Source organism: Sporosarcina sp. P16b (assembly GCF_002743065.1).
In the GTDB taxonomy this organism is placed as follows: Bacteria; Bacillota; Bacilli; order Bacillales_A; family Planococcaceae; genus Sporosarcina.
Genome location: NZ_PDYO01000017.1, coordinates 1 through 19,361, shown reverse-complemented (window position 1 = coordinate 19,361; position 19,361 = coordinate 1). Strand labels below are relative to the sequence as shown.

General features: G+C 39.4%; 19 protein-coding genes. 7 read left to right on the top strand and 12 right to left on the bottom strand.

Annotated features, from left to right (window positions below):
• Nucleotides 1-4: 4 nt before the first annotated feature.
• The 8 genes from CSV77_RS14205 to CSV77_RS14170 form a co-directional block, all read right to left on the bottom strand.
• Nucleotides 5-1,075: a pyridoxal-phosphate-dependent aminotransferase family protein gene (locus tag CSV77_RS14205; protein ID WP_099673911.1), complete on the bottom strand. Its 1,071-nt coding sequence runs from the start codon at nt 1,073-1,075 to the stop codon at nt 5-7.
• A 988-nt stretch (nt 1,076-2,063) separates the two neighbouring features.
• Nucleotides 2,064-2,663: a malonate decarboxylase holo-ACP synthase gene (locus CSV77_RS14200; protein WP_099673910.1), complete on the bottom strand. Its 600-nt coding sequence runs from the start codon at nt 2,661-2,663 to the stop codon at nt 2,064-2,066.
• Complete coding sequence (locus CSV77_RS14195; RefSeq protein ID WP_099673909.1) at nt 2,654-4,336, bottom strand: biotin-independent malonate decarboxylase subunit beta; 1,683 nt, start codon at nt 4,334-4,336, stop codon at nt 2,654-2,656. Before CSV77_RS14195 ends, CSV77_RS14200 begins: the two co-directional genes overlap by 10 nt.
• The gene (locus CSV77_RS14190; protein WP_099673940.1) at nt 4,329-4,625 is read right to left on the bottom strand and encodes a malonate decarboxylase subunit delta; all 297 of its coding nucleotides are present in this window, start codon (nt 4,623-4,625) and stop codon (nt 4,329-4,331) included. The genes CSV77_RS14195 and CSV77_RS14190 overlap by 8 nt, the downstream gene beginning before the upstream one ends.
• Nucleotides 4,591-5,445, bottom strand: a complete 855-nt coding sequence (locus CSV77_RS14185) for a triphosphoribosyl-dephospho-CoA synthase (protein ID WP_099673908.1) — start codon at nt 5,443-5,445, stop codon at nt 4,591-4,593. Before CSV77_RS14185 ends, CSV77_RS14190 begins: the two co-directional genes overlap by 35 nt.
• A 14-nt stretch (nt 5,446-5,459) precedes the next feature.
• On the bottom strand, nt 5,460-7,106 hold the full coding sequence (gene mdcA, locus CSV77_RS14180) for a malonate decarboxylase subunit alpha (RefSeq protein WP_099673907.1): 1,647 nt from the start codon (nt 7,104-7,106) through the stop codon (nt 5,460-5,462).
• A 2-nt stretch (nt 7,107-7,108) separates the two neighbouring features.
• Nucleotides 7,109-8,035 carry an ACP S-malonyltransferase gene (locus tag CSV77_RS14175; protein WP_099673906.1) on the bottom strand — a complete coding sequence of 309 codons (927 nt, stop codon included), beginning with the start codon at nt 8,033-8,035 and terminating at the stop codon, nt 7,109-7,111.
• 9 nt (nt 8,036-8,044) lie between these two features.
• Entirely contained in the window at nt 8,045-8,695 is a 651-nt protein-coding gene (locus CSV77_RS14170; RefSeq protein ID WP_099673905.1) for a GntR family transcriptional regulator, read from the bottom strand.
• Nucleotides 8,696-8,881: 186 nt separating this feature from the next.
• Between CSV77_RS14170 and madL the strand changes: the two genes are divergently transcribed.
• The 3 genes from madL to CSV77_RS14155 are packed head-to-tail and all read left to right on the top strand — an operon-like array spanning nt 8,882 to nt 10,919.
• Nucleotides 8,882-9,292, top strand: coding sequence for a malonate transporter subunit MadL (gene madL / locus CSV77_RS14165; protein ID WP_099673904.1), 411 nt, complete (start codon nt 8,882-8,884; stop codon nt 9,290-9,292).
• Nucleotide 9,293: 1 nt separating this feature from the next.
• The gene (gene madM, locus CSV77_RS14160) at nt 9,294-10,058 is read left to right on the top strand and encodes a malonate transporter subunit MadM (protein ID WP_369802780.1); all 765 of its coding nucleotides are present in this window, start codon (nt 9,294-9,296) and stop codon (nt 10,056-10,058) included.
• Nucleotides 10,059-10,118: 60 nt separating this feature from the next.
• Nucleotides 10,119-10,919: a sulfite exporter TauE/SafE family protein gene (locus tag CSV77_RS14155; RefSeq protein ID WP_158232081.1), complete on the top strand. Its 801-nt coding sequence runs from the start codon at nt 10,119-10,121 to the stop codon at nt 10,917-10,919.
• Between the two features lie 159 nt (nt 10,920-11,078).
• Here the strand turns inward: CSV77_RS14155 and CSV77_RS14150 are convergent, their stop codons facing one another.
• The gene (locus CSV77_RS14150) at nt 11,079-12,326 is read right to left on the bottom strand and encodes an S-layer homology domain-containing protein (protein ID WP_099673902.1); all 1,248 of its coding nucleotides are present in this window, start codon (nt 12,324-12,326) and stop codon (nt 11,079-11,081) included.
• A gap of 549 nt (nt 12,327-12,875) precedes the next feature.
• Here CSV77_RS14150 and CSV77_RS14140 point away from each other — a divergent pair.
• From CSV77_RS14140 to CSV77_RS14125, 4 genes are read left to right on the top strand one after another with little or no spacing between them, the layout of a single operon-like run.
• Entirely contained in the window at nt 12,876-14,486 is a 1,611-nt protein-coding gene (locus CSV77_RS14140; RefSeq protein WP_099673900.1) for a spore germination protein, read from the top strand.
• A 3-nt stretch (nt 14,487-14,489) separates the two neighbouring features.
• Nucleotides 14,490-15,680: a Ger(x)C family spore germination protein gene (locus CSV77_RS14135; protein WP_099673899.1), complete on the top strand. Its 1,191-nt coding sequence runs from the start codon at nt 14,490-14,492 to the stop codon at nt 15,678-15,680.
• Nucleotides 15,681-15,686: 6 nt separating this feature from the next.
• The gene (locus tag CSV77_RS14130) at nt 15,687-15,920 is read left to right on the top strand and encodes a hypothetical protein (protein ID WP_099673898.1); all 234 of its coding nucleotides are present in this window, start codon (nt 15,687-15,689) and stop codon (nt 15,918-15,920) included.
• A 32-nt stretch (nt 15,921-15,952) separates the two neighbouring features.
• Entirely contained in the window at nt 15,953-17,074 is a 1,122-nt protein-coding gene (locus CSV77_RS14125) for a GerAB/ArcD/ProY family transporter (protein ID WP_099673897.1), read from the top strand.
• Between the two features lie 208 nt (nt 17,075-17,282).
• On the opposite strand, the gene CSV77_RS14120 is transcribed toward CSV77_RS14125, so the two are convergent.
• From CSV77_RS14120 to CSV77_RS14110, 3 genes are all read right to left on the bottom strand, one after another.
• Nucleotides 17,283-17,747 carry a hypothetical protein gene (locus CSV77_RS14120; RefSeq protein WP_099673896.1) on the bottom strand — a complete coding sequence of 155 codons (465 nt, stop codon included), beginning with the start codon at nt 17,745-17,747 and terminating at the stop codon, nt 17,283-17,285.
• Between the two features lie 41 nt (nt 17,748-17,788).
• Entirely contained in the window at nt 17,789-19,039 is a 1,251-nt protein-coding gene (locus CSV77_RS14115; protein WP_099673895.1) for a replicative DNA helicase, read from the bottom strand.
• Nucleotides 19,036-19,361: conserved phage C-terminal domain-containing protein (locus tag CSV77_RS14110; protein ID WP_199203759.1), on the bottom strand; the 326-nt coding region annotated here is incomplete at its 5' end. The genes CSV77_RS14110 and CSV77_RS14115, both read right to left, overlap by 4 nt.

Sequence of the window (19,361 nt, the reverse complement as noted above, 5' to 3'; positions counted from 1 at the left end):
CTCCTTATGAAATGGTTTTTAAATTTTTCTTTATTTCATCTAGTAGATATTGGTTATTTTCGATAGTAATAGCACCGAGATGTCCGACTCTGAATATCTTACAACTTAATTCTCCTCCGTTAGGCATTACATATATATCACTATTCATCTTAAGCGATTGAACAACTGATTCAGGACTTATTGATCCAAGTGGACGTAAAGCTGTTAATGCGTTTGAAGGACTTTTCGTTGGAATTTCAAAAGGCAACTTGATAATTTCATTTCTAAAATGAACTGCTAGTTCTCTAGTTTCTTGAATTATTTTTGCAACACTCTTTTTATCAACATACTTCAATTTTTTATTCAATTGTAACAAATTACTTACGGCTGGAGTATAGGGAGTCTGCCCTCTTTCACCGTCAGACAAGTATTTGTTGAAGTTAAAGTATACGCTTTTAAAGGAAATTTCTCTCACACGATCTTGTGATTTTTTGTCGAGAACAATATAGGACATACCCGGCGGGAGCCCTAATGCTTTCTGGGAGCTAATAATAACTGCATTAGCATTACTTCTTTCCATGTCAAAAGAATCGGCTAAATAGGAACTAATTGCGTCTATTACTAGGAGTAAATGATTTTTTTCACAAAACTCCTTAACCAAGTTTATATCATAGAGTACACCTGTAGAAGTTTCATGTAAATTAATGAGAAGGCCTGTAAAACCTTTTTTATCATAAGGAATTAAATCACCAATAGTTAAATCTTCAAAGAAGTTTAATTTAATCTCTTGATAATGTAGACTATGGACTTGGCAAATCTCTGAGAACCTAGAACCAAAAACTCCTCCATTTACAACAAGTAACTTATCCTCTTTATCAAACAAATTTAAAACGGTTGCTTCCATTGCAGCTGTACCTGAGGCAGTTAAAAAAACCACTTTAGAATCTATAGGAGAGTTCATACTTCGCTTTAACAGCTCTTCACTTTCTAATGTTATGGTAGAGAATTCCGCATTCCTAAAGTAAGGCATTTGTTTGGACCCTATTTTCAGCACTTCCTTATCAAGTGTGACAGGACCGACTGTGAAATTTAACAATGTAATTCCTCCCTCTATACATGTTGATTTATAACTGTTTGACCCGTTGGCAGAAAGGTATCTATTCCAAGTAGAACAAAAACAGCCTATAATCCATTAGGCTTTCACATCGTACTCACTATTTGTAATAGATGCTGTCTGAATCCACCACGACCGTATCATATCCGTCATTGGTTTGAATGGTAAACTGATATTTTTTATACGCATACATTTCTCCGCTCTGACTCGAAGACGAACTCAATATTAATACATGCTGGTTCGTGAGGAGATTGGTCATAAAGCAAAGTCAGCTTCGTTTCATCTTTTGGCAGCTCAAAATTCAGCTTGCCAATTTTAGTATACTTCACACCATACATATTCCATTTGCCGCTTTCCTTTTTAAATATATATCAACAAAAGCCCCGCCTGATACTGATCCAAGTGAATCCGCCAAAATCGTATTAAAATACAGTGTGTCTTTAATGTCGGGACCCGGCATCAAAAATCTAAAGTTTCGTGTACAGGTACCTCTTTCTTCAACTTCCGAAAAAAGAAGTTTTATTGTTTGCACTAGAATTATTCGCATTTACTCTTCATTTATAGTTATTTTAAATATTTTTGTCATCTAAGGTAAAATATCTTCTAAATACATAACCCATCGCCTCTTCCCTATTTGATAGTTAATAATATAAGCAATACATTTTCACTAGATAAATCTATTTCATAGATACAATTGAACTATATCCTTAGTAACATCATAACCTTTTATTTACAAAGTATCAAAGTTCACTTACTATTCAGATATCTAAATTCAAAGAGCGCCAACTCCTGTCCTTGGAGTTGACGCGTTAATAAGGCTAATAAGAAGCCGAAGTACATCAATATAATTATAAAAGGCAAACCGTCAGCTACAAACGCTTCCGTAGGTAAGAATTTCACTTCATAGGTGCCATATTGTGTTTGAAAAGCTCTCTTCACAACACATGTAACTAAACAAGCGATCTATATTCTAATTACTAACTAATCGATCTCTGTCCATTAACAAAACGCCAGTATTTGTACGCAATAAAACAGTGGGTGACGTAACTAGTTCATTCAACATACATGCTCCGAGATTTGTAATTTCTACTTGAACATCTATTGGATGCGCTGACATTTGTATTTTTTCATGTAAAAGTTGAAGTGGCTGAAGAGCTGTAAACCTTTCCTTATACAAAATAATATCCACATCACTGTATTCTGTACATGCTTGAATTCCTGTTGCCATCGTAAAACCTATACTTCCACCGATTCCCCAGCGGATATCTTTAAATAAATCCCTAAGATATTCGATAGTCTCTTCATGACTGGTAGGTGGAACACCATGTGTCGCTTCTTCGGCTGTTATGACTTTGCGAATATTGTCTTTTGTTGTGAAGGCGGCAAATCGTTCAGAACGATTTGCGCCTCTAAATCCAATCGGAACGATATGATTCATTGTTTTCATTCGTCGCACGACAGCTATTGTGTTCGCTGTTCCTTCATTCAGTACCCAGTTTGGTATCGTTTCATTACTGTTAATTTCTAGATTTGACTCCAAATAGACAATGTCATGAACATTTACTTCCATTGTGATTTAATAGCATCCCGCACAGCAATTGAAGCTTTGCGGCCTTTTTCAACAGCTTTTTCTGATGTTAGACGAACACGTAATGAATCATCTTTTGATTGTAATATGTCAGTAGTTGCGGCTTCAATTGAGCTTTTCACTCGATTGACTTGCTCATCTGACGGTTGATCAGCGTCTATATCTTGAAGTAATTCATGTATCGCGCCTAATGATTGGAATGATTGAATATCATAAGCCATCGATGGAACGGTTTTTGCAAATTCATCTAGTTCTTCAACTGTACGCATCGTCACGAGAGCAGCTGATTTCTTTGACATGACATGTACTTGAATTGCTTCATCATCAAACGATAAGATTCTATTACTCTGCATGCCATGTGATAAAAACGCACCTGAAATAGCTTTTCCGACAATTAAAGTGACTAGTGGATGGCCGTTCTGACGTGCAACGGCATACGCTTCTACACTTGCAGCACAAGCTAAATAAATACCAAATAGTTCCTCGTGGTATCCAAACGCTTGTCCTGGTACATCCACGATCGGAACAATGACTCTCTTTTCATCCATCTCAGCATCTTCTTCAATCGCTTCACGTACATACTTCGCAACTGTCCATGCTTCTTCAAGACCAAACTCACCGTTTCTCGCTCTATAAAACTTTGATTCTTCATTTGGTACGACTGCAATATAACGTACTTTTCTTCCATCTTGTTCTTTATCTGCAACTAATACAGATGGAGTTGATGATATGGATGGTGCATTATCAGTCAGTTTATTAAACCATGAACGCCCACGACTTTCTTGCTGGCTACTTTGTTTATTCTCCTTCGTTCCCATATATTTTGCACGATGTTTTAAATAACTCTGCGCCTCTGTAGGTTCAATTTTTTCCTTTACAGATACTTCATCGAGCATGCTCAAAAATTCTGTATACTGCTGCGTTCGCCCGGCATACTTATTTTCGCTCCAAATCGATTCAATGGCTTCTATATAGTTCGGTAAGTCATCTTCCACAACCTTATCGATCAATGCACTTTCAAAACGGCCACTTCCGCCAATCATCTTCCAAATAAATTGCTTATTTTTCGAGTTAAGCTCTCTAACACCCGCTTCTTGCTCTACTACTTCAGGGCCGTTCATTCCCAATCTACCCTCCCTTGTCATGATAAGGGCTGAACATAATCCAGCAGTTAGTGACATTCCTCCGAATGAACCAATTTTACCTGGAATTATACCAATCACTGGTACATGTTTTTTAATAGCAACAATCGCAGAGCTGATTTCAGCGATAGATAGTAATCCATAGTTCGCTTCTTGTAATCGAACTCCACCTGTATCGTATATGATGATTGGATAGATCAAGTGACCATTTTCACAGTCTTCTAGTGCCCTCTCTAGAGCACCTGCAAATTTAGCACCTGAAACTTCTCCAATTCCTCCACCCTGGAAATTTCCTTCTATAGAAATAACAAGAGTCGACTTGCCGGCAATAGTTCCTTTTGCAATGACCATTCCGTCATCGCTTTGTGGAACTATGTTTTGCGCTTCCAAATGGGGTGATTCAAAGCCATCAAATGGTCCTAACAACTCTACCATTGATCCTTCATCAAGCAAAATTTGCGCACGTTCTCTCGCCTTACTTTCAACTAAACTAACTTGCAACATGTTAGACATGGGTACTCACCTCCGCAGCTTGAGCCAATCGAATCGATACGACACCTGGCGTAGCACCAAAATCATTAATTTTGATAGATGCCAAAATTTGTTGTTGAGCCATAAAGCGTTCAATGACTCGCTCCCATGTATCGGCATATCCTGTAATGCCCGTCCGAATTTCAACAATCGCTTCGTTTCCCTCTATTGGTTCCATCAAAATTTCTAAATCACCTGATCCTACGACTCCAATATGCGTCTTGCTTTGAATAGGTTTACTCGCTGGAAACTTGTACACTAACTTCTCCATATGAAAACCTCCTTTGTTGTTTTGTTATCCAATTCGAAATAAAAAATGTAGTTGCTAGTAAATCTGCAGATCCGCCTGGTGAAATCCAAGACTGCTGAAATTCTCTATCCAGACGTTCGACTGCTTCAATAGAGAAGTTTTTCATAATGTTTTCAGCTTCCGTTTTGGCAAATTCTAATGCATCCAATCCACCTCGATGAACTAAACATGTATCATTAAGATTTGATATAAGGGCTAGCAATGTTAGTAACTTCGCTTCTAGCGGATTGTGATTGAAACGCGCTTTCTCATAAGTTGGATAGCTATACTTGCGAATATGTGGAAAGCCATATTGTGCTTCTTCTCTCGCACCTGGCATTCCATATTTTTTCTTAACATTTAATCCGTTCGTTGGCTGATTTGGTATCATTCGGTCTGATAGTTTTGCCAATTCTCCTGCATCTTCAAGAACTTGTGGAAAAGAGATATTTCCTTTTCTACGCGCAATCGCCGCACAGATCAATCCAATAGACCAAATGGCTCCCTTATGTGTGTTGACATCGTTTGTCACGGTAAACATAAGTTGCTCACCGGTTCGTCCGATTTCACCGAACTGCTCACGTAAACGAGTAGTAGGTGTTTTCCCATAATGTAGCAGTGCTATGTTGTAAAATGTTTCATGCAAACTTAATGCCGATTCACACATTAATGAGTGGTTCAAGTCTACATGTGAGCCGTTGTTGTGCAAATCGACCAATCCAGGTTTAGGTGTTAATTCCACTTCTTCAAACAAAGCAGCTACTGCTTCATCTGCAATAACCTTGCAAATCTTTTGACGCATGTGACATTCACTCCTTACCAACTCTTGAATCTCGCAGGTGGCTCATATAAACCGCCTGACCACTGAACCAAATCATCAATACTTTTTGCAGCTAGTAATGATCGATTGGCTTGCCCTCTTTGAATATTCATATCTTCAGGCATCGCTATCATTCCACGATCTCGCAATTGCTGTGTTTTCTCAAGATCATGTTCCATTCCAAGTGGTGTTACTCCAGCGATTGATGCAATCATTTCTCTTCGCTCAGCAGGACTATCTGTTTTATATAAATAGGCAATTCCCTCTTCTGTTACTACGTGTGTAATGTCTTCCGCATAAATCATGACTGGTGCAACTGCTAAATCAGCTTGCTTTTTCACATCAATTGCGTCTAATCGCTCCACAAAAACAGGCGTATTTGCATCTTGATAAGTTTCTGCGACCTGAACTACCAACTTTTTACCTCGCGCAAGTTCATCCGTGGAAGTCATCATATTATACCAAGCCTCTGTGGAATGGCGTCTGCCTCCTGGATTATGGCCCATATTGGGTGCTCCACCATAGCCGGCTAAACGACCTTTTGTTACGGTAGATGAATTTCCATACGCATCCATCTGTAAAGTTGAGCCTATAAATAGATCTGCTGCGTACTGACCTGCTAGTTGAGCCAATGTTCGATTAGATCGCATACTACCATCCTTACCCGTGAAGAATACATCTCTTCTTGCTTGAACATACTTCTCCATTCCAAGTTCCCCGCCAAAACAATAAATACTTTCTGCCCAACCGGACTCTATAGCTGGTATCAGTGTAGGGTGAGGATTGAGAATCCAGTTTTTACAGATCTTTCCCCTTAAACCTAGACTTTCTCCGTAAGTTGGCAATAATAATTCAATAGCTGCTGTATTAAAACCAATTCCGTGATTTAACGATTGAACTCCATGTTTTTCATAAATTCCTCTAATGCACATCATGCCTTGTAACACTTGAATATCCGTTATATGTCGTGGATCACGTGTAAATAATGGCTCCAATTCGTAAGGCTTATCGGCTTCTACAATGAAGTCTACCCAAGAACTCGGGATGTCGACACGAGGTAATTCATCAACAATTTCGTTCACCTGAACAATAACAATTCCATCACTAAATGCGGCTGCCTCTACAATCGTAGGTGTTTCTTCAGTATTAGGTCCCGTATATAAATTACCTTGTCTATCGGCTTTATCTGCAGCGACTAGTACCACGTTAGGTATTAAATCCACAAATAGTCTCCCATATAGTTCCACATACGTATGTAGATCGCCAAGTTCCAATTTACCGTCTTCTAGCATTTGCGCAATTCTCATGCTTTGCGGTCCTGCATAGCTCATATCAATTCGCTTCGCAATGCCTTCTTCGAAAATATCTAAATGTTCCGGTCGAGATACACTTGACATAATCATATGCAAATCATGAATTTTTTCTGGATTCACCATTACTAATGATTGAGATAGAAATGACGCTTGTTTTTGATTATTTCCTTCGAGCACTACACGGTCTCCTGGTTTAATTAATAACTCTAAAGCTTCTATAATTCTATCCGTAGGAATGATCAGACCATCAACCACCTTGTTAACGCTTTCAATAATTTGTTGTTTTTTTTCAAATCTCTTATTCCACGAACTTATAGTAGTATTTGTCATATCTACACTCCTTTGTTTTTCTCTACGTACAGACAATCATCTACTCCATTTGTAGTAACCGCATAACTATGAATATCAGGATAGGCTTGATTTGCTAGCCGCTTCAATACATCACCAGGTGGCATTTCAATAAATTGACGTACACCATTTTCATGTAAAACAGTGGTGACATCATGCCATCGAACAGGTAACGCAATACTTTCTGCCAAGTCATCTGAAATATCTTCAGCTCGTCTTAAAACTCGAGCATTTCTATTGGCTATTATAGGAATAGTTGGACGTCTCAATTCTAAAGAACTCAATCGTTCCTTCAACTTTTTCTGAACTGGAAGAAATAATGGAGAATGAGAAGGAGTCGTGACACGTAACATTTTCGCCGAACTCGCTCCCTTTCCATCTACTTCTCTAATCACTTGTCTCATGGCACTTTTATGTCCAGATAATGTTAGCTGTGTTGGCGAATTACGGTTAGAAACATATACAGGAAATTCTTTCGTATGGATAGTCGAAACCACTTTTTCTAATTGAACTTCTGTTAACCCAACAATGACAGCCATTCCATAATTCTCGTCTTGAAGCTCTTCCATTAATTCTCCACGTTCTTTCACTAACGACAAAGCGTCTTCAAATTTCAAGACATTTGCTATAACAGCAGCTGCAAAGGCTCCAACCGAATGGCCGGCAACAAATTGTGGCTCTGCTCCTTCATCCATAAGATACCTTGCTGCTGCCACACCCGTGGTCAACATAGTCATCTGCACATTTTTTGTACTGTTCAATTTTTCTTTAGTTTGTAATGCACGGATGGGCTCATTTAGTATTTCCGAAGCTGTATTTATTGTTTTGATCACACCAGAATATTGAGGTAGATCATCTAAAAATAGTGGATACTGTGAACCTTGCCCAGGAAATAACCATGCGCTTTTCATATGAATCACCTACAATAATTTACTTTTCACGCTAAATATTACATCTTCGGTGTGTTTACGTAGAATGGATTTCACTTGAACAATATCATCCTTCACTAAACAGCTGTAAATTTGCTTATGTTCTCTCACTGACTTCTCAATCATCTTATTGCTGGAAAAATGAATAACCTGAATACGTAATAACGGTAATGATATTTTGCTGTACATATCAGTCAATACACTACTCTTACTCAACTTCAAGATTAAGTAATGAAATTGATAGTTTAAGTGAGCATATTCTGTAATGTCATCTACTATTGTCATGTGATGGACAAGTGTTTTCATCTCATCTAATAACATTTTTTCTTGACTAGGTTTAGTCAAGCGTTCTACTGCTAATAACTCTAATGAATTGCGGACATCCAATAAATCTTTCATCTCATCTATTGTATACCCTTTGATATAGGCACCCTTTCGAGGTACGCGTTCAATAATTCCTTCCATAGTGAGTAAATAGATTGCTTCTCGAACCGGAGATCGGCTAATTTGAAACTGTTCAGCGTAATTACTTTCAACAACTTGATCGCCAGGTTTTAACTCATTGTTTAATACTTGCCCTAGTAATTGATTCGCTACCATTACTGATAAAGCGTTATCTAATGACTTCTCAAAATATTCCATTGGCTCACCTCAATTTAAGTCACATAGTCGACTGTATACTATCATATTATACAAGTTGGATAATTTATTCAATAGTAAATATTGAATATTCCAATAACATTAAAAATTTAGCTTGCATATTTCCAATTTATTGATTATCCTAAATTTAGAGTACAGTCGACTAAATAATTCTAGAGGAGTGAACGAATGGTAATTTACGGTGTTGCAATTTTAGCTGCTTGTTTTTTAGTAGGGATGTTTTGTGGTGAAATTATTGGAAGCCTAATGGGTGTAGATTCCAATGTAGGCGGTGTAGGAATCGCCATGCTTTTGCTTATTGTCGTAATAGATAGACTACAAAAGAAAGACATGTTAAGTATGCCAGCTCAGTCTGGTTTAGCTTTTTGGAATGCCATGTATATACCTATCGTCATTGCCATGGCAGCTAGTCAGAATGTGTTAGGCGCTTTAACAGGTGGACCTTTGGCTATTGTCGCTGGTGGGGTTACAGTCGTTATAAGTTGGTTCTTCGTTCCTATCTTAGGCGGTAAGAAAGCAAAGGAATCTGAGATTGATTTCAATAGAACTAATCCACTAAAACCAAAGGGGGCAAATTAACATGTTCATGGAAGCGGTTACAAATGCACTTGAATCAAATGGATTGATTACAGGTTTTATAGTTGTAGGTATTACAATGTACATTGCTTATCTAATATCTAGCAAGCTAACAAGGGGGCTCGTGCATGGATCCGCTATTGCAATCGTTCTCGGTTTGATACTCGCCTATTTTGGTGGTCTTTTTTCAGAGGGCACAAAAGGTTTGTCCGATATTTCCCTATTTGCTGGAATTGGTTTTTTAGGCGGAAGTATGTTGAGAGATTTCGCAATCGTAGCTACCGCTTTTGGTGCAAACTTTGATGAAATTAAGAAAGCGGGTATTCAAGGTGTACTCTCTCTATTTTTCGGTGTATTCCTATCATTCTTTATCGGTGTAGTCATAGCGTTAGTCTTTGGTTATACTGATGCAGTTAGCCTTACAACTATTGGCGCGGGCGCCGTTACGTATATTGTGGGTCCAATAACAGGTGCGGCATTAAATGCAAGTTCCGAAGTAATCGCTATCAGTATAGCAGCTGGTTTAGTGAAATCAGTTCTGGTTATGGTAGGAACACCGTTTGTAGCTAGATTCATTGGATTGAATAATCCTTTATCAGCTATGATATACGGTGGGTTGATGGGTACTACCTCTGGCGTAGCAGGTGGCTTAGCCGCAACAGATATCCGATTAGTCCCTTATGGAGCCGTCACTGCTACCTTCTACACGGGTTTGGGTTGTTTACTTTGTCCTACTATACTTTACTTGATTACAAACTCGATATGGTAATAGTTTTATTTACTTAATTTACATCTTTCCCATTCAATACTATGTTAAATGAGGAGTTTCATGTATCTATTTATTATCTTTTTGACATTTGGGGTGTTGACAGGCTTACTGTCCAGTCTGTTTGGATTTGGTGGCGGTTTTGTTGTAGTGCCAATGTTATATATAGTATTACCAACATTAGCGTTTCCTGATACTCTAGTAATGTACGTAGCAATAGGAACGTCATTAGCCATTATGATTGTAAATTCCACTAATTCTACAATATCTCATCATCGCAAAAAACATATCTTGTGGTTTATCTTTTTACAACTTGCACCGACAATCGCTGTTGGTGCAATAATTGGAGGGTTAGTTTCCCCTTTAATTGAAGGAGATATTCTTAGATATTTATTTATTACTCTAGTCGTGTATACAATTTTTTCATCTCTTATTACGAAAAGCTTTATCCATATTAAAACGGATTCTATACAGATGCCTAGTCGCTTGAAAACATCACTCGCCGGAGGAATAATTGGGTTTATTTCTACTTTACTTGGAGTTGGCGGAGGTTTAATGACCATACCATTTTTACGTACTTGTCACTTAAAAATGGTCAATGCCGTTTCGTTAGCCACCCCTTTAAGTCTGCCCATAGCAATTTTTGGAACGATCACTGCTATATATAACGGTTTTAACCATCCTGATCTTCCTCCATGGTCTCTTGGTTTTGTTTATATTCCAGCATTTCTAGGTATTGTATTTGGAGGATTTATAGGTGTGCCAATCGGAATATGGATTTCTCACATCCTTCCTGATCGATTATTTTCTAGAATCTATTTATTATTACTCTCGATTGTTGTAATGACAATGATCTTCGAATAATATATAAAGTTAAAAACAGTCTTGAAAGTCATATCCTACTGACTTTTAAGACTGTTTTTTATTAAATAAAAGGAAATGTTTATCCATTCACGCAATCTTCAACCACAACGTCTAATACGACAAAAATGCCCGGCAATCCACCGGGCATTTCTATCATTCTCAATATTCGTAATAGCCGCTGTCTGAGCGCACATCGACTGTATGACGACCGTCATTCGTCTGAACAGTGAATCGATATTTTTTGTACGTATACGTTTCACCGCTCTTCCCATCTCGATCTCTTGCCTCTGACTGGGAGATGAACTGAATGTTGACAGGTTTTTGATAAGAATAATCATAACGCAAAATCTGCTCCACTTCATCCTTCGTTAGCTCAAAATTCCTCTTGCCAATCGGGGTGTACTTCAAATCATGTATTTTCCATTTACCGCTTTCCTTTTTAAACATATAATCCACGAATAATCCGCCTGAAACCGGTCCGTCTGAATCCAGCAAAATCGTGTGAATGTTCAGTGTGTCTTTGCTTGGTTGCGAATAATTCAGACGGAACGACAACTCTGATACATAGAACGGGAAGAAAGAATTATCGCACTCGAAACAAACATATGGATAATCTGGCTTCATTTGAACATCTGTGAATCTTGCAGTGGCATAAGGTAGTAGCTCGGCACGAATTTCACTAAACTTTTTCTTCGCTATCATTCCTCTGATCATGACACCTTCTACCTCAGCCGATTTGCGGTGTATAAGATCCAGCACTTGCTCTTTGCTCACTGTTCCTGTTTCCACAGGTGTGACGCCCACTTTCAACGCTCGACTCAAAAACTCCGCGTAATGCGCACGGGTTACCGGGCGGTTCGGATAAAAATTACCCTGATCGCCTTTTGCTACGCCATTCACCAGCAGTGCGTGCGCATGCACAAAGCCCCAATGATCCTGATATAAGTCATGGAAGCCACCAGGCCGCTCATCGAAACGAAAACGGAACGCCAAATCCAAAATTTTCGCCATCTGAATCCGTGTAACCGGCGCATTCGGATTAAATTTCTGATTTAATCCTCCGCTCACGATACCCGCCTGTGTCAAATTCATGATGGGCTGATAGTACGGGTGGCTCAGCTGCACATCTTTATAAATCAGCTTTTTACTTGCTTTTGGCAGCTTAAGCGCCTGATCGAGCAATGTCGCGACATGTTTTCGGCTAATCGGCTCATTCGGCCGGAATTTGCCGTCCGGATAGCCGCTAATAAATCCTTTCTTCTCCATCTCTTGGATCGCTGTATAGTTCGGATGCTTCTTCGGCACGTCTGTAAACTCTTTTGCGGATGCCTGTCCTGTATGAATGAAGGTAATGGATAAGATGAACAGTAATGCAGTCCACAGAACAGTTTGTAGTAATTTACTCATGTCTTCACTCCTTGTATGTTTGTAGTAAATGCTCTTTCGGATAATTTGTTCGTGACTGTGATGCTCTGATTTAACATCAATAAAGTGTAAATTCGGTGCTGTAAAATCTTTAATCCATAATTTCGTTGAATCCTAGATTTTTCATCTTTATCCTTTACTGCTATCTCTAGTAACCAAGTATTCCATCTCAACAGTGCACTAGTAGAAGTCGAGGTAGCAAATTGAAAATGAGTTACATCATTCAATCTCCCCCTTCATGTAGTACTATAGTACAAGGTTAATAGAATCAATTCAACATCTAAATAGAAAGTATATTTAGAAAACTAGCTAACTCCTATAAAAAATTGTATCTATTATATAAGTCACCAGCAGACACCCCAGCACACCCGCTACCAACAAAGAGCCCCCTTCATTACACCAATCTCACTCAAAAACACCACTCAACCCGCATAAAAGAAGAAAAATTAGGACAAGATGAATATAGCAGCAAAGAAATAGCATAAATCATGCATAACTTTTCAAAATACCAAACAGTAAAAGAGGTAGTGTATGGGCTTTTTTAAAAAGAAAACTAATACGAAAGAACAATCCACTCCCCCTAGCCAAACGAACGAAAACAGTTCACCAAACGATTTAAAGACAAGTCTTCAAGACAATATACAATTCGTAAAAAATAGCTTGGGCGAAAGCTCGGATATTGTCATTCGAGAAATCCGAATTGGTCAAGGCGGATCGGTGAAAGCAGGTATTTTCTATACCGATGGATTGACCGATACACCTTCATTGCAAAATTTCATAATGGAATCTTTGATGTTGGATATAAAAGGTACCGGATTAGAAAAGAAGTTGACACCAGGACATAATATTCTAACCGCCTTAAAAGACTTTGCTATGACGGTAGGAGAGATTAAAGATCTAACCAGTTTTGATGATCTTTTCACTTCTCTTTTATCAGGAGATACTATTCTGTTGATCGATGGATATTCTGAAGGTCTCGTGATGGGTAATAAGCACTGGGTTGAGCGTGGGATAGAAGAGCCTGCGTCCCAGACAGTCGTTAGAGGACCACGCGAAGGGTTTTCCGAAAATCTGCGTGTGAATACGGCATTAATTCGTCGGAAAATTAAAGACCCAAGTCTTTGGGTGGAGTCAAAGGTTATTGGTACACGCACGAAAACGAATGTTGCCCTCATGTATATTCATGGCATTGCAAATGACAAGATTGTCAATGAAGTCCGTTTACGTTTGGATCGAATAGATATTGATGGGATTCTTGAAAGTGGGAATATCGAGGGATTCATTGAAGATTCAACGTATTCCCCTTTTCCTACTGTTTTCAATACAGAACGTCCGGACATAGTAGCTGCGGCACTTCTTGAAGGACGTATAGCCATTTTAGTAGATGGAACACCATTTGTGCTGATTGTTCCGGCACTATTCGTCCAATTTTTTCAATCTCCTGAAGATTACTATGTGCATACAGGTATTGGGAGTCTGATTCGACTTCTTCGCTTTTTTGCATTTGTGATTGCGTTGCTTGCACCCGCATTATTTGTTGCTATCACGACTTTTCATCAATCCATGTTACCCCCTGCATTGCTCATTAGCCTAACAGCCCAACGAGAAGGTGTTCCATTTCCGGCATTTATTGAAGCCGTCATTATGGAAGTCACTTTTGAAATATTGAGGGAAGCAGGCATACGAATGCCCCGCTCTATCGGTTCAGCCATGTCGATTGTAGGCGCATTTGTAATTGGGACCGCGGCAGTTGAAGCCGGCATTATTTCTGCCGCCATGGTAATCGTCGTTTCCATAACCGCCATATCTAGTTTCGTTTCGCCTACTTACAACATGGCGATTTCGGTAAGAATACTACGTTTTGGATTTATGGGGTTGGCTGCATCGTTTGGTTTATACGGCCTTGCCATAGGTTTCGTCGCTATGATTCTCCATTTATGCAGTTTACGTTCTTTTGGTATACCGTATATGGCACCATTCGCACCATTTAATGTTTCCGATCAAAAAGATACGTTGATTGTTGTACCTATATGGAAAATGTTTACTAGACCACGCCTAATCAATCAAACCAATGTGGTGAGGCAACAAGATCCAGCTTCTGCAAAACCACAACCACCAAAAAATGATGAAACGAGGGAGTAATTGATGAAAAAAAGCCTATTGGTACTCTTAATTCTCACCCTGTTTCTCTCGGGTTGTTGGGATCGGAGGGAGTTAAATGAGCTCGGCATCGCAATGGCAATTGGGATCGACAAGTCAGATGATCAATACGTAGTCACCGCTCAAGTGGTCGTACCCGCAGAGGTATCTATGAAAACAAATAGTCAGGGGCGTTCAGCAGTTACTCTCTTTCAAGAAAGTGGAGAATCGATATTTGAGGCTTTTCGAAAAATGACAAAGGTTTCTCCTCGAAAAATTTATCCCGGTCATCTTCTTATACTGGTCCTCAGTGAGGATCTAGCTAAAGAAGGAATAGCTGAATCATTAGATTTACTTTCAAGGGATTGGGAGCTTCGACCGGACTTCTATGTAGTAGTTGCGAAGAATACTACCGCGTCCGAAGTATTGAATGTGAATACACCAATAGAAAGTATTCCAGCCACTAAAATGTATAACTCTCTTCAAGTGTCAGAAAGAAACTGGGCCGGAACAAAAGGCATTATATTGGATGAGCTAATTAAAGATCTGTTAACTGACGGAAAGGAAGCTGTATTAACAGGAATTGAAATAATAGGAGACAAAGAAATAGGTTCAAGCAAACAGAATGTGGAAACGATCACTTCGTCTGCCGAAATAAAATATGATCATTTAGCTGTCTTTAAAGGAGATCGGCTTGTCGGCTGGTTAAATGAAGAGGATAGCAGAGGATACGCGGACATCACCAACTCCGTAAAATCAACCGTAACAGCTATTCCTTGTCCCAAAAAGGGGGAAATCACTTTAAACATTCTTCACTTCCATTCCAAAGTCACAGGTGCTATCAACAAAGGAGAACCTGAAGTGAATATTAAAATTCAAGCAGAAGGCGATTTAGGAGAAGTTCAATGTCCAATTGACCTAACGAAACCCGAGACCATTGACGAGTTAGAGAAAGTTTATAAAAAAGAAGTGGAAGAAGTTATTCATCAGACAGTAAATACAGTAAAAACTCAATATGCATCCGATATTTTCGGGTTTGGTGAAGCCATCTATCGATCCAATCCGATAGAGTGGGAAAAGATGAAAGATCATTGGGATGAAAAGTTTTCTGAAGTAACCGTCAATACGCAGATTGATCTAAAAATACGTCGGACCGGTACAGTAAATAATTCTTTCTTAGAAAAGATAGAGGACTAACTCATCATGATAAAAAGTATAGGAATACTTTTGATAGCAGCTGCCATTGCGTGGTTTGAAGTCCCTTCTCTCTTGGATAAAAAACACAAAAAAGAATTGCTTGTGTTTTCCATTCTTCTTACGATTGGAGTATCGCTAGGCATGGTACTAGGATTCGGAAAAACTCTTCCATCCCCAATGGAATTACTCACTTTTTTGTTTACACTGCTTACTGATCTAATGGCTCCTTTACTATACTGAATAACCACGCAAAGAGAAAGGTAGGATATGAAATGATAGAAAATGTTAAAATTAATCCGTACCAATTTCTAGTGTTGGTTATTTTCTTTACAATAGGTACAGGCATTTTAATTGTCCCGTCCGTTTTAGCTGCGGAAGTGAAGCAAGACGCATGGATTGCCGCAATAATTGGTACAGGAATCGGCTTATTGGTCATATGGCTATTCACGACTATAGCTCAGTGGTTCCCTCACCTAACCTATATTCAACTCAATGAAAAGATTTTTGGTAAATGGATAGGGAAAGCGGTTTCCGTATTATTTGTATCCATGGCAGCACTTTACACGTCTAGCCTTTTATATTATTCCGCGACATTTATCACAACCAATATGTTGCCTACTACTCCCATGGTGGCCCTCAATATTCTCATGATGGGAATTGTCGTGATGGCAGTCCGGCTCGGATTGGAAACCATTGCGCGTTCTGCAGAAATTTTCATTGTCGTTTTCTTTGTCCTTTTCCTCATTTTGGTGGTGTGCATTTCATCTCACATCAAATTTGAAAATTTAGAGCCCTTCTTTGTGGAAGGGACAATAACGCTCGTTCAATCCAGTATATATTTTGTCGCTTCATCTTTTGTCAATGCGATTGTGTTATTAATGATTTTCCCCGCTCTTATGAACGAAATGAAACAAGCTAGAAAGTCTTTTTTCATTGGAAACGTAATAGGCGGAATCATGATCATCATTCTTTCTTTTTTGAGTGTTTCGGTATTAGGTGCTGAGGATACAGCGAGAGAGATTTATCCAGGCTATGAATTGGCTAAAAGAATCAATATTGGAGATTTTATACAGCGTATTGAAGGATTAATGGGTTTCCTTTGGTTCATCGCCCTCTATTTTAAAACGGTACTTTATTTTTACGCTACTGTTTTAGGGATCGCGCAAATTTTACATTTGAAAGACTACCGCCCCTTAACCTTGCCGTTAGGAATGATTGCTGTAATCGTCTCCCTTGTGCTCTATCCGAACGTCGTCTACCAAAAAGAAATACAACAATCGACTGAAATATACTTTTCTCTCTTCATTGGACTTTTCTTGCCTCTTTTACTAGTTATCGTATATGCCTTTCGAAAGAATAAGTTAAAAAAGAGTCCTGAACCTGAAAGCCCTTAAAATGAATTCGCTTAGTACTTGGCAATAAATTATATAGTGATCCAGCTTATCTTCTCCTTTAGAGATAGCTGGATCACCATTACTTGTGAAATACAGAACGGACACTACGTACGGTGGGCACTTTAAACCACTCTCGAACCGCTTTACTACCCTCGCTCTTCATCCATCCACGCTATATCCGCGATGTTCACATCTACCTTTCACTCTCTTATAACACACGATGCACCACACGCTTCCCTGCCTCTACATGCCCGACATACACTGGAAACTGCATGACTCTTTTTCGGTACTCGTACAAACTTTCTTCTCTTCCCGATTCCGCAAATGTTAATAAATTCGGCATCAACCGATCAGCGTGCGTGACCTTCACACCGGTCTCACGAAACGTTTCGCTATGTAATCGATACGCGTCTGCCTCTTTCTTGCCAAGGTAAAATGCATACCAATTTGGTTGTGTACTTTTCACCACAAAGAGCTTAATTTCACCAATACGTAACGTGTTCTTTTTCATCGACTGCTGGATGGCTTCCTGGTCGAACTCGATCTCTTTTAGTTTCTCGCAATCTTCGTCCATTCGGATTTTATGATTCGTGATTGCCCAGAAAATGCTGTGGGCGGTTAATGACATATCGGTATCTACTGCGTAATCAAATAATTCTTCAACTGTAATCATAGGTACACCCTCCTTTTTTGGGCCAAAATATGTAGAACGGTTCAAGTCATTGCAGCGAGTCGACCGTTGTCTTTGTTGTAGTAGACAGTGAAGCCACCGACTGGGCCGTTACGGTGCTTGGCCACTGTGATTTCGAGATGATTCTGGAGTTCCGATTCTTGATTGTAGTAATCGTCTCTAAAGAGGAAGCACACGACATCGGCGTCTTGTTCGATGTTGCCGGAGTCTCGTAGGTCGCTCATCATCGGTTGTTTGTCCTGTCGTTGTTCGACTGCTCTGGAAAGCTGAGATAGGACGACAACGGGGCAGTTAAATTCTTTTGCCATCGCTTTTAAATCTGCGCTAATTTGGCCAATTGCCTGGTTTTGGTTATTCGTTCTTTCCTCCGGTCGGATGATTTGCAAGTAATCAATGAAAATAATCGGTCGCTTGTCCGGTTGTGCTTTAATGACTCTGCGGGCAGTTGCTTTTATTTGACTCACTTTTATTCCGCTTCTGTCGTCGATACGGATTTTAGCGCTTTGCAAATGATCGAGCGCTGTCATCCATGTATTCTTCTGTGTGTTATCAAAATGTTTATATGGATTGCGCATCTTTAATCGACTGTATCCACCCGCTGTAGATATTAGACGGTCGGTCATCGTGTTACGGCTCATTTCGAGAGAAAAGACGATCGGTAAATGATCGTTTAATCCGGCAGTTAGCGCGAGATGATTGAGTGTATCCGTCTTTCCCATGGAAGGTCTAGCGGCGATGACGATAAATTCACTGTCTTGGAATCCGTTTAACAGATAATCCATCGGCTGTAAGCCTGTGCTAATTCCTGTCATGTCCGGTCCTTGGATGAAAGGGCGTTCGTACTGACTCACGAGGTAATCGTCAAGTAACAATAATTCATCTGATCTATGATCGGTATCTAACTCTTCTAACGCTTTGACAATCTCACTGTTCTCCCATTGTTCGTTCTGTGCCAACTGTAGGATTCTCGCTGTCTCAAGTTTCTTCCACTTGGAAATGATGATTTCTAAATACTCGTCAAAGTGTGTGGGATTGGCAAAACGACGTAGTTCCGAAACATAATTGGCACCACCGAGTTCTGCCGGTTCGCGTGTCGTCAGCAATGTGATGAAGTCAATTGGGCGTCCGTTGTTGGCTAATTCTTTCATGGTTAGATAAATATTTTTGTGCAGCTGTGTCTCAAAGAATGCGGTTTGAATCCCGCTGTCCAGAACCAAATAATTTTCCTTCATCATCGTACCGAGAAGACTTTTTTCCATTAGTTCACTATTCATACGTGTTCATCCCCTTTATTGAAATCTAGCACTGGCAGAGCGAGCATACGCTTTTTCGGCTTCTGTACCGCAGCTAGTTCATTGACATAGTTTTCGAAGTTGGTTGCGTTAAATAACGTCGATGGCCGCAAGAAGCGGTTGAATTCAGCATGGTGGATCCACTCGGATACTTTGAGATCGACGACTTTCATGAAGTCCTCTTGTGTATAGCCTTCCTTCATCCTGCCATTGATGAACTTCTTGGTTGCTGTAGACTGGGCTTTAAATTGCTTTCCAGTTTTCTCATTCAGATAATTAATGACAACATGTGCGACGTCGAGAT

Coding starts and splice junctions, on each gene's coding strand:
- CSV77_RS14200 (WP_099673910.1), bottom strand. CDS start 2,663: ATGGAAGTAAATGTTCATGACATTGTCTATTTGGAGTCAAATCTAGAA.
- CSV77_RS14195 (WP_099673909.1), bottom strand. CDS start 4,336: ATGTCTAACATGTTGCAAGTTAGTTTAGTTGAAAGTAAGGCGAGAGAA.
- CSV77_RS14190 (WP_099673940.1), bottom strand. CDS start 4,625: ATGGAGAAGTTAGTGTACAAGTTTCCAGCGAGTAAACCTATTCAAAGC.
- CSV77_RS14185 (WP_099673908.1), bottom strand. CDS start 5,445: ATGCGTCAAAAGATTTGCAAGGTTATTGCAGATGAAGCAGTAGCTGCT.
- mdcA (WP_099673907.1), bottom strand. CDS start 7,106: ATGACAAATACTACTATAAGTTCGTGGAATAAGAGATTTGAAAAAAAA.
- CSV77_RS14175 (WP_099673906.1), bottom strand. CDS start 8,035: ATGAAAAGCGCATGGTTATTTCCTGGGCAAGGTTCACAGTATCCACTA.
- CSV77_RS14170 (WP_099673905.1), bottom strand. CDS start 8,695: ATGGAATATTTTGAGAAGTCATTAGATAACGCTTTATCAGTAATGGTA.
- madL (WP_099673904.1), top strand. CDS start 8,882: ATGGTAATTTACGGTGTTGCAATTTTAGCTGCTTGTTTTTTAGTAGGG.
- madM (WP_369802780.1), top strand. CDS start 9,294: ATGTTCATGGAAGCGGTTACAAATGCACTTGAATCAAATGGATTGATT.
- CSV77_RS14155 (WP_158232081.1), top strand. CDS start 10,119: ATGTATCTATTTATTATCTTTTTGACATTTGGGGTGTTGACAGGCTTA.
- CSV77_RS14150 (WP_099673902.1), bottom strand. CDS start 12,326: ATGAGTAAATTACTACAAACTGTTCTGTGGACTGCATTACTGTTCATC.
- CSV77_RS14140 (WP_099673900.1), top strand. CDS start 12,876: ATGGGCTTTTTTAAAAAGAAAACTAATACGAAAGAACAATCCACTCCC.
- CSV77_RS14135 (WP_099673899.1), top strand. CDS start 14,490: ATGAAAAAAAGCCTATTGGTACTCTTAATTCTCACCCTGTTTCTCTCG.
- CSV77_RS14130 (WP_099673898.1), top strand. CDS start 15,687: ATGATAAAAAGTATAGGAATACTTTTGATAGCAGCTGCCATTGCGTGG.
- CSV77_RS14125 (WP_099673897.1), top strand. CDS start 15,953: ATGATAGAAAATGTTAAAATTAATCCGTACCAATTTCTAGTGTTGGTT.
- CSV77_RS14120 (WP_099673896.1), bottom strand. CDS start 17,747: ATGATTACAGTTGAAGAATTATTTGATTACGCAGTAGATACCGATATG.
- CSV77_RS14115 (WP_099673895.1), bottom strand. CDS start 19,039: ATGAATAGTGAACTAATGGAAAAAAGTCTTCTCGGTACGATGATGAAG.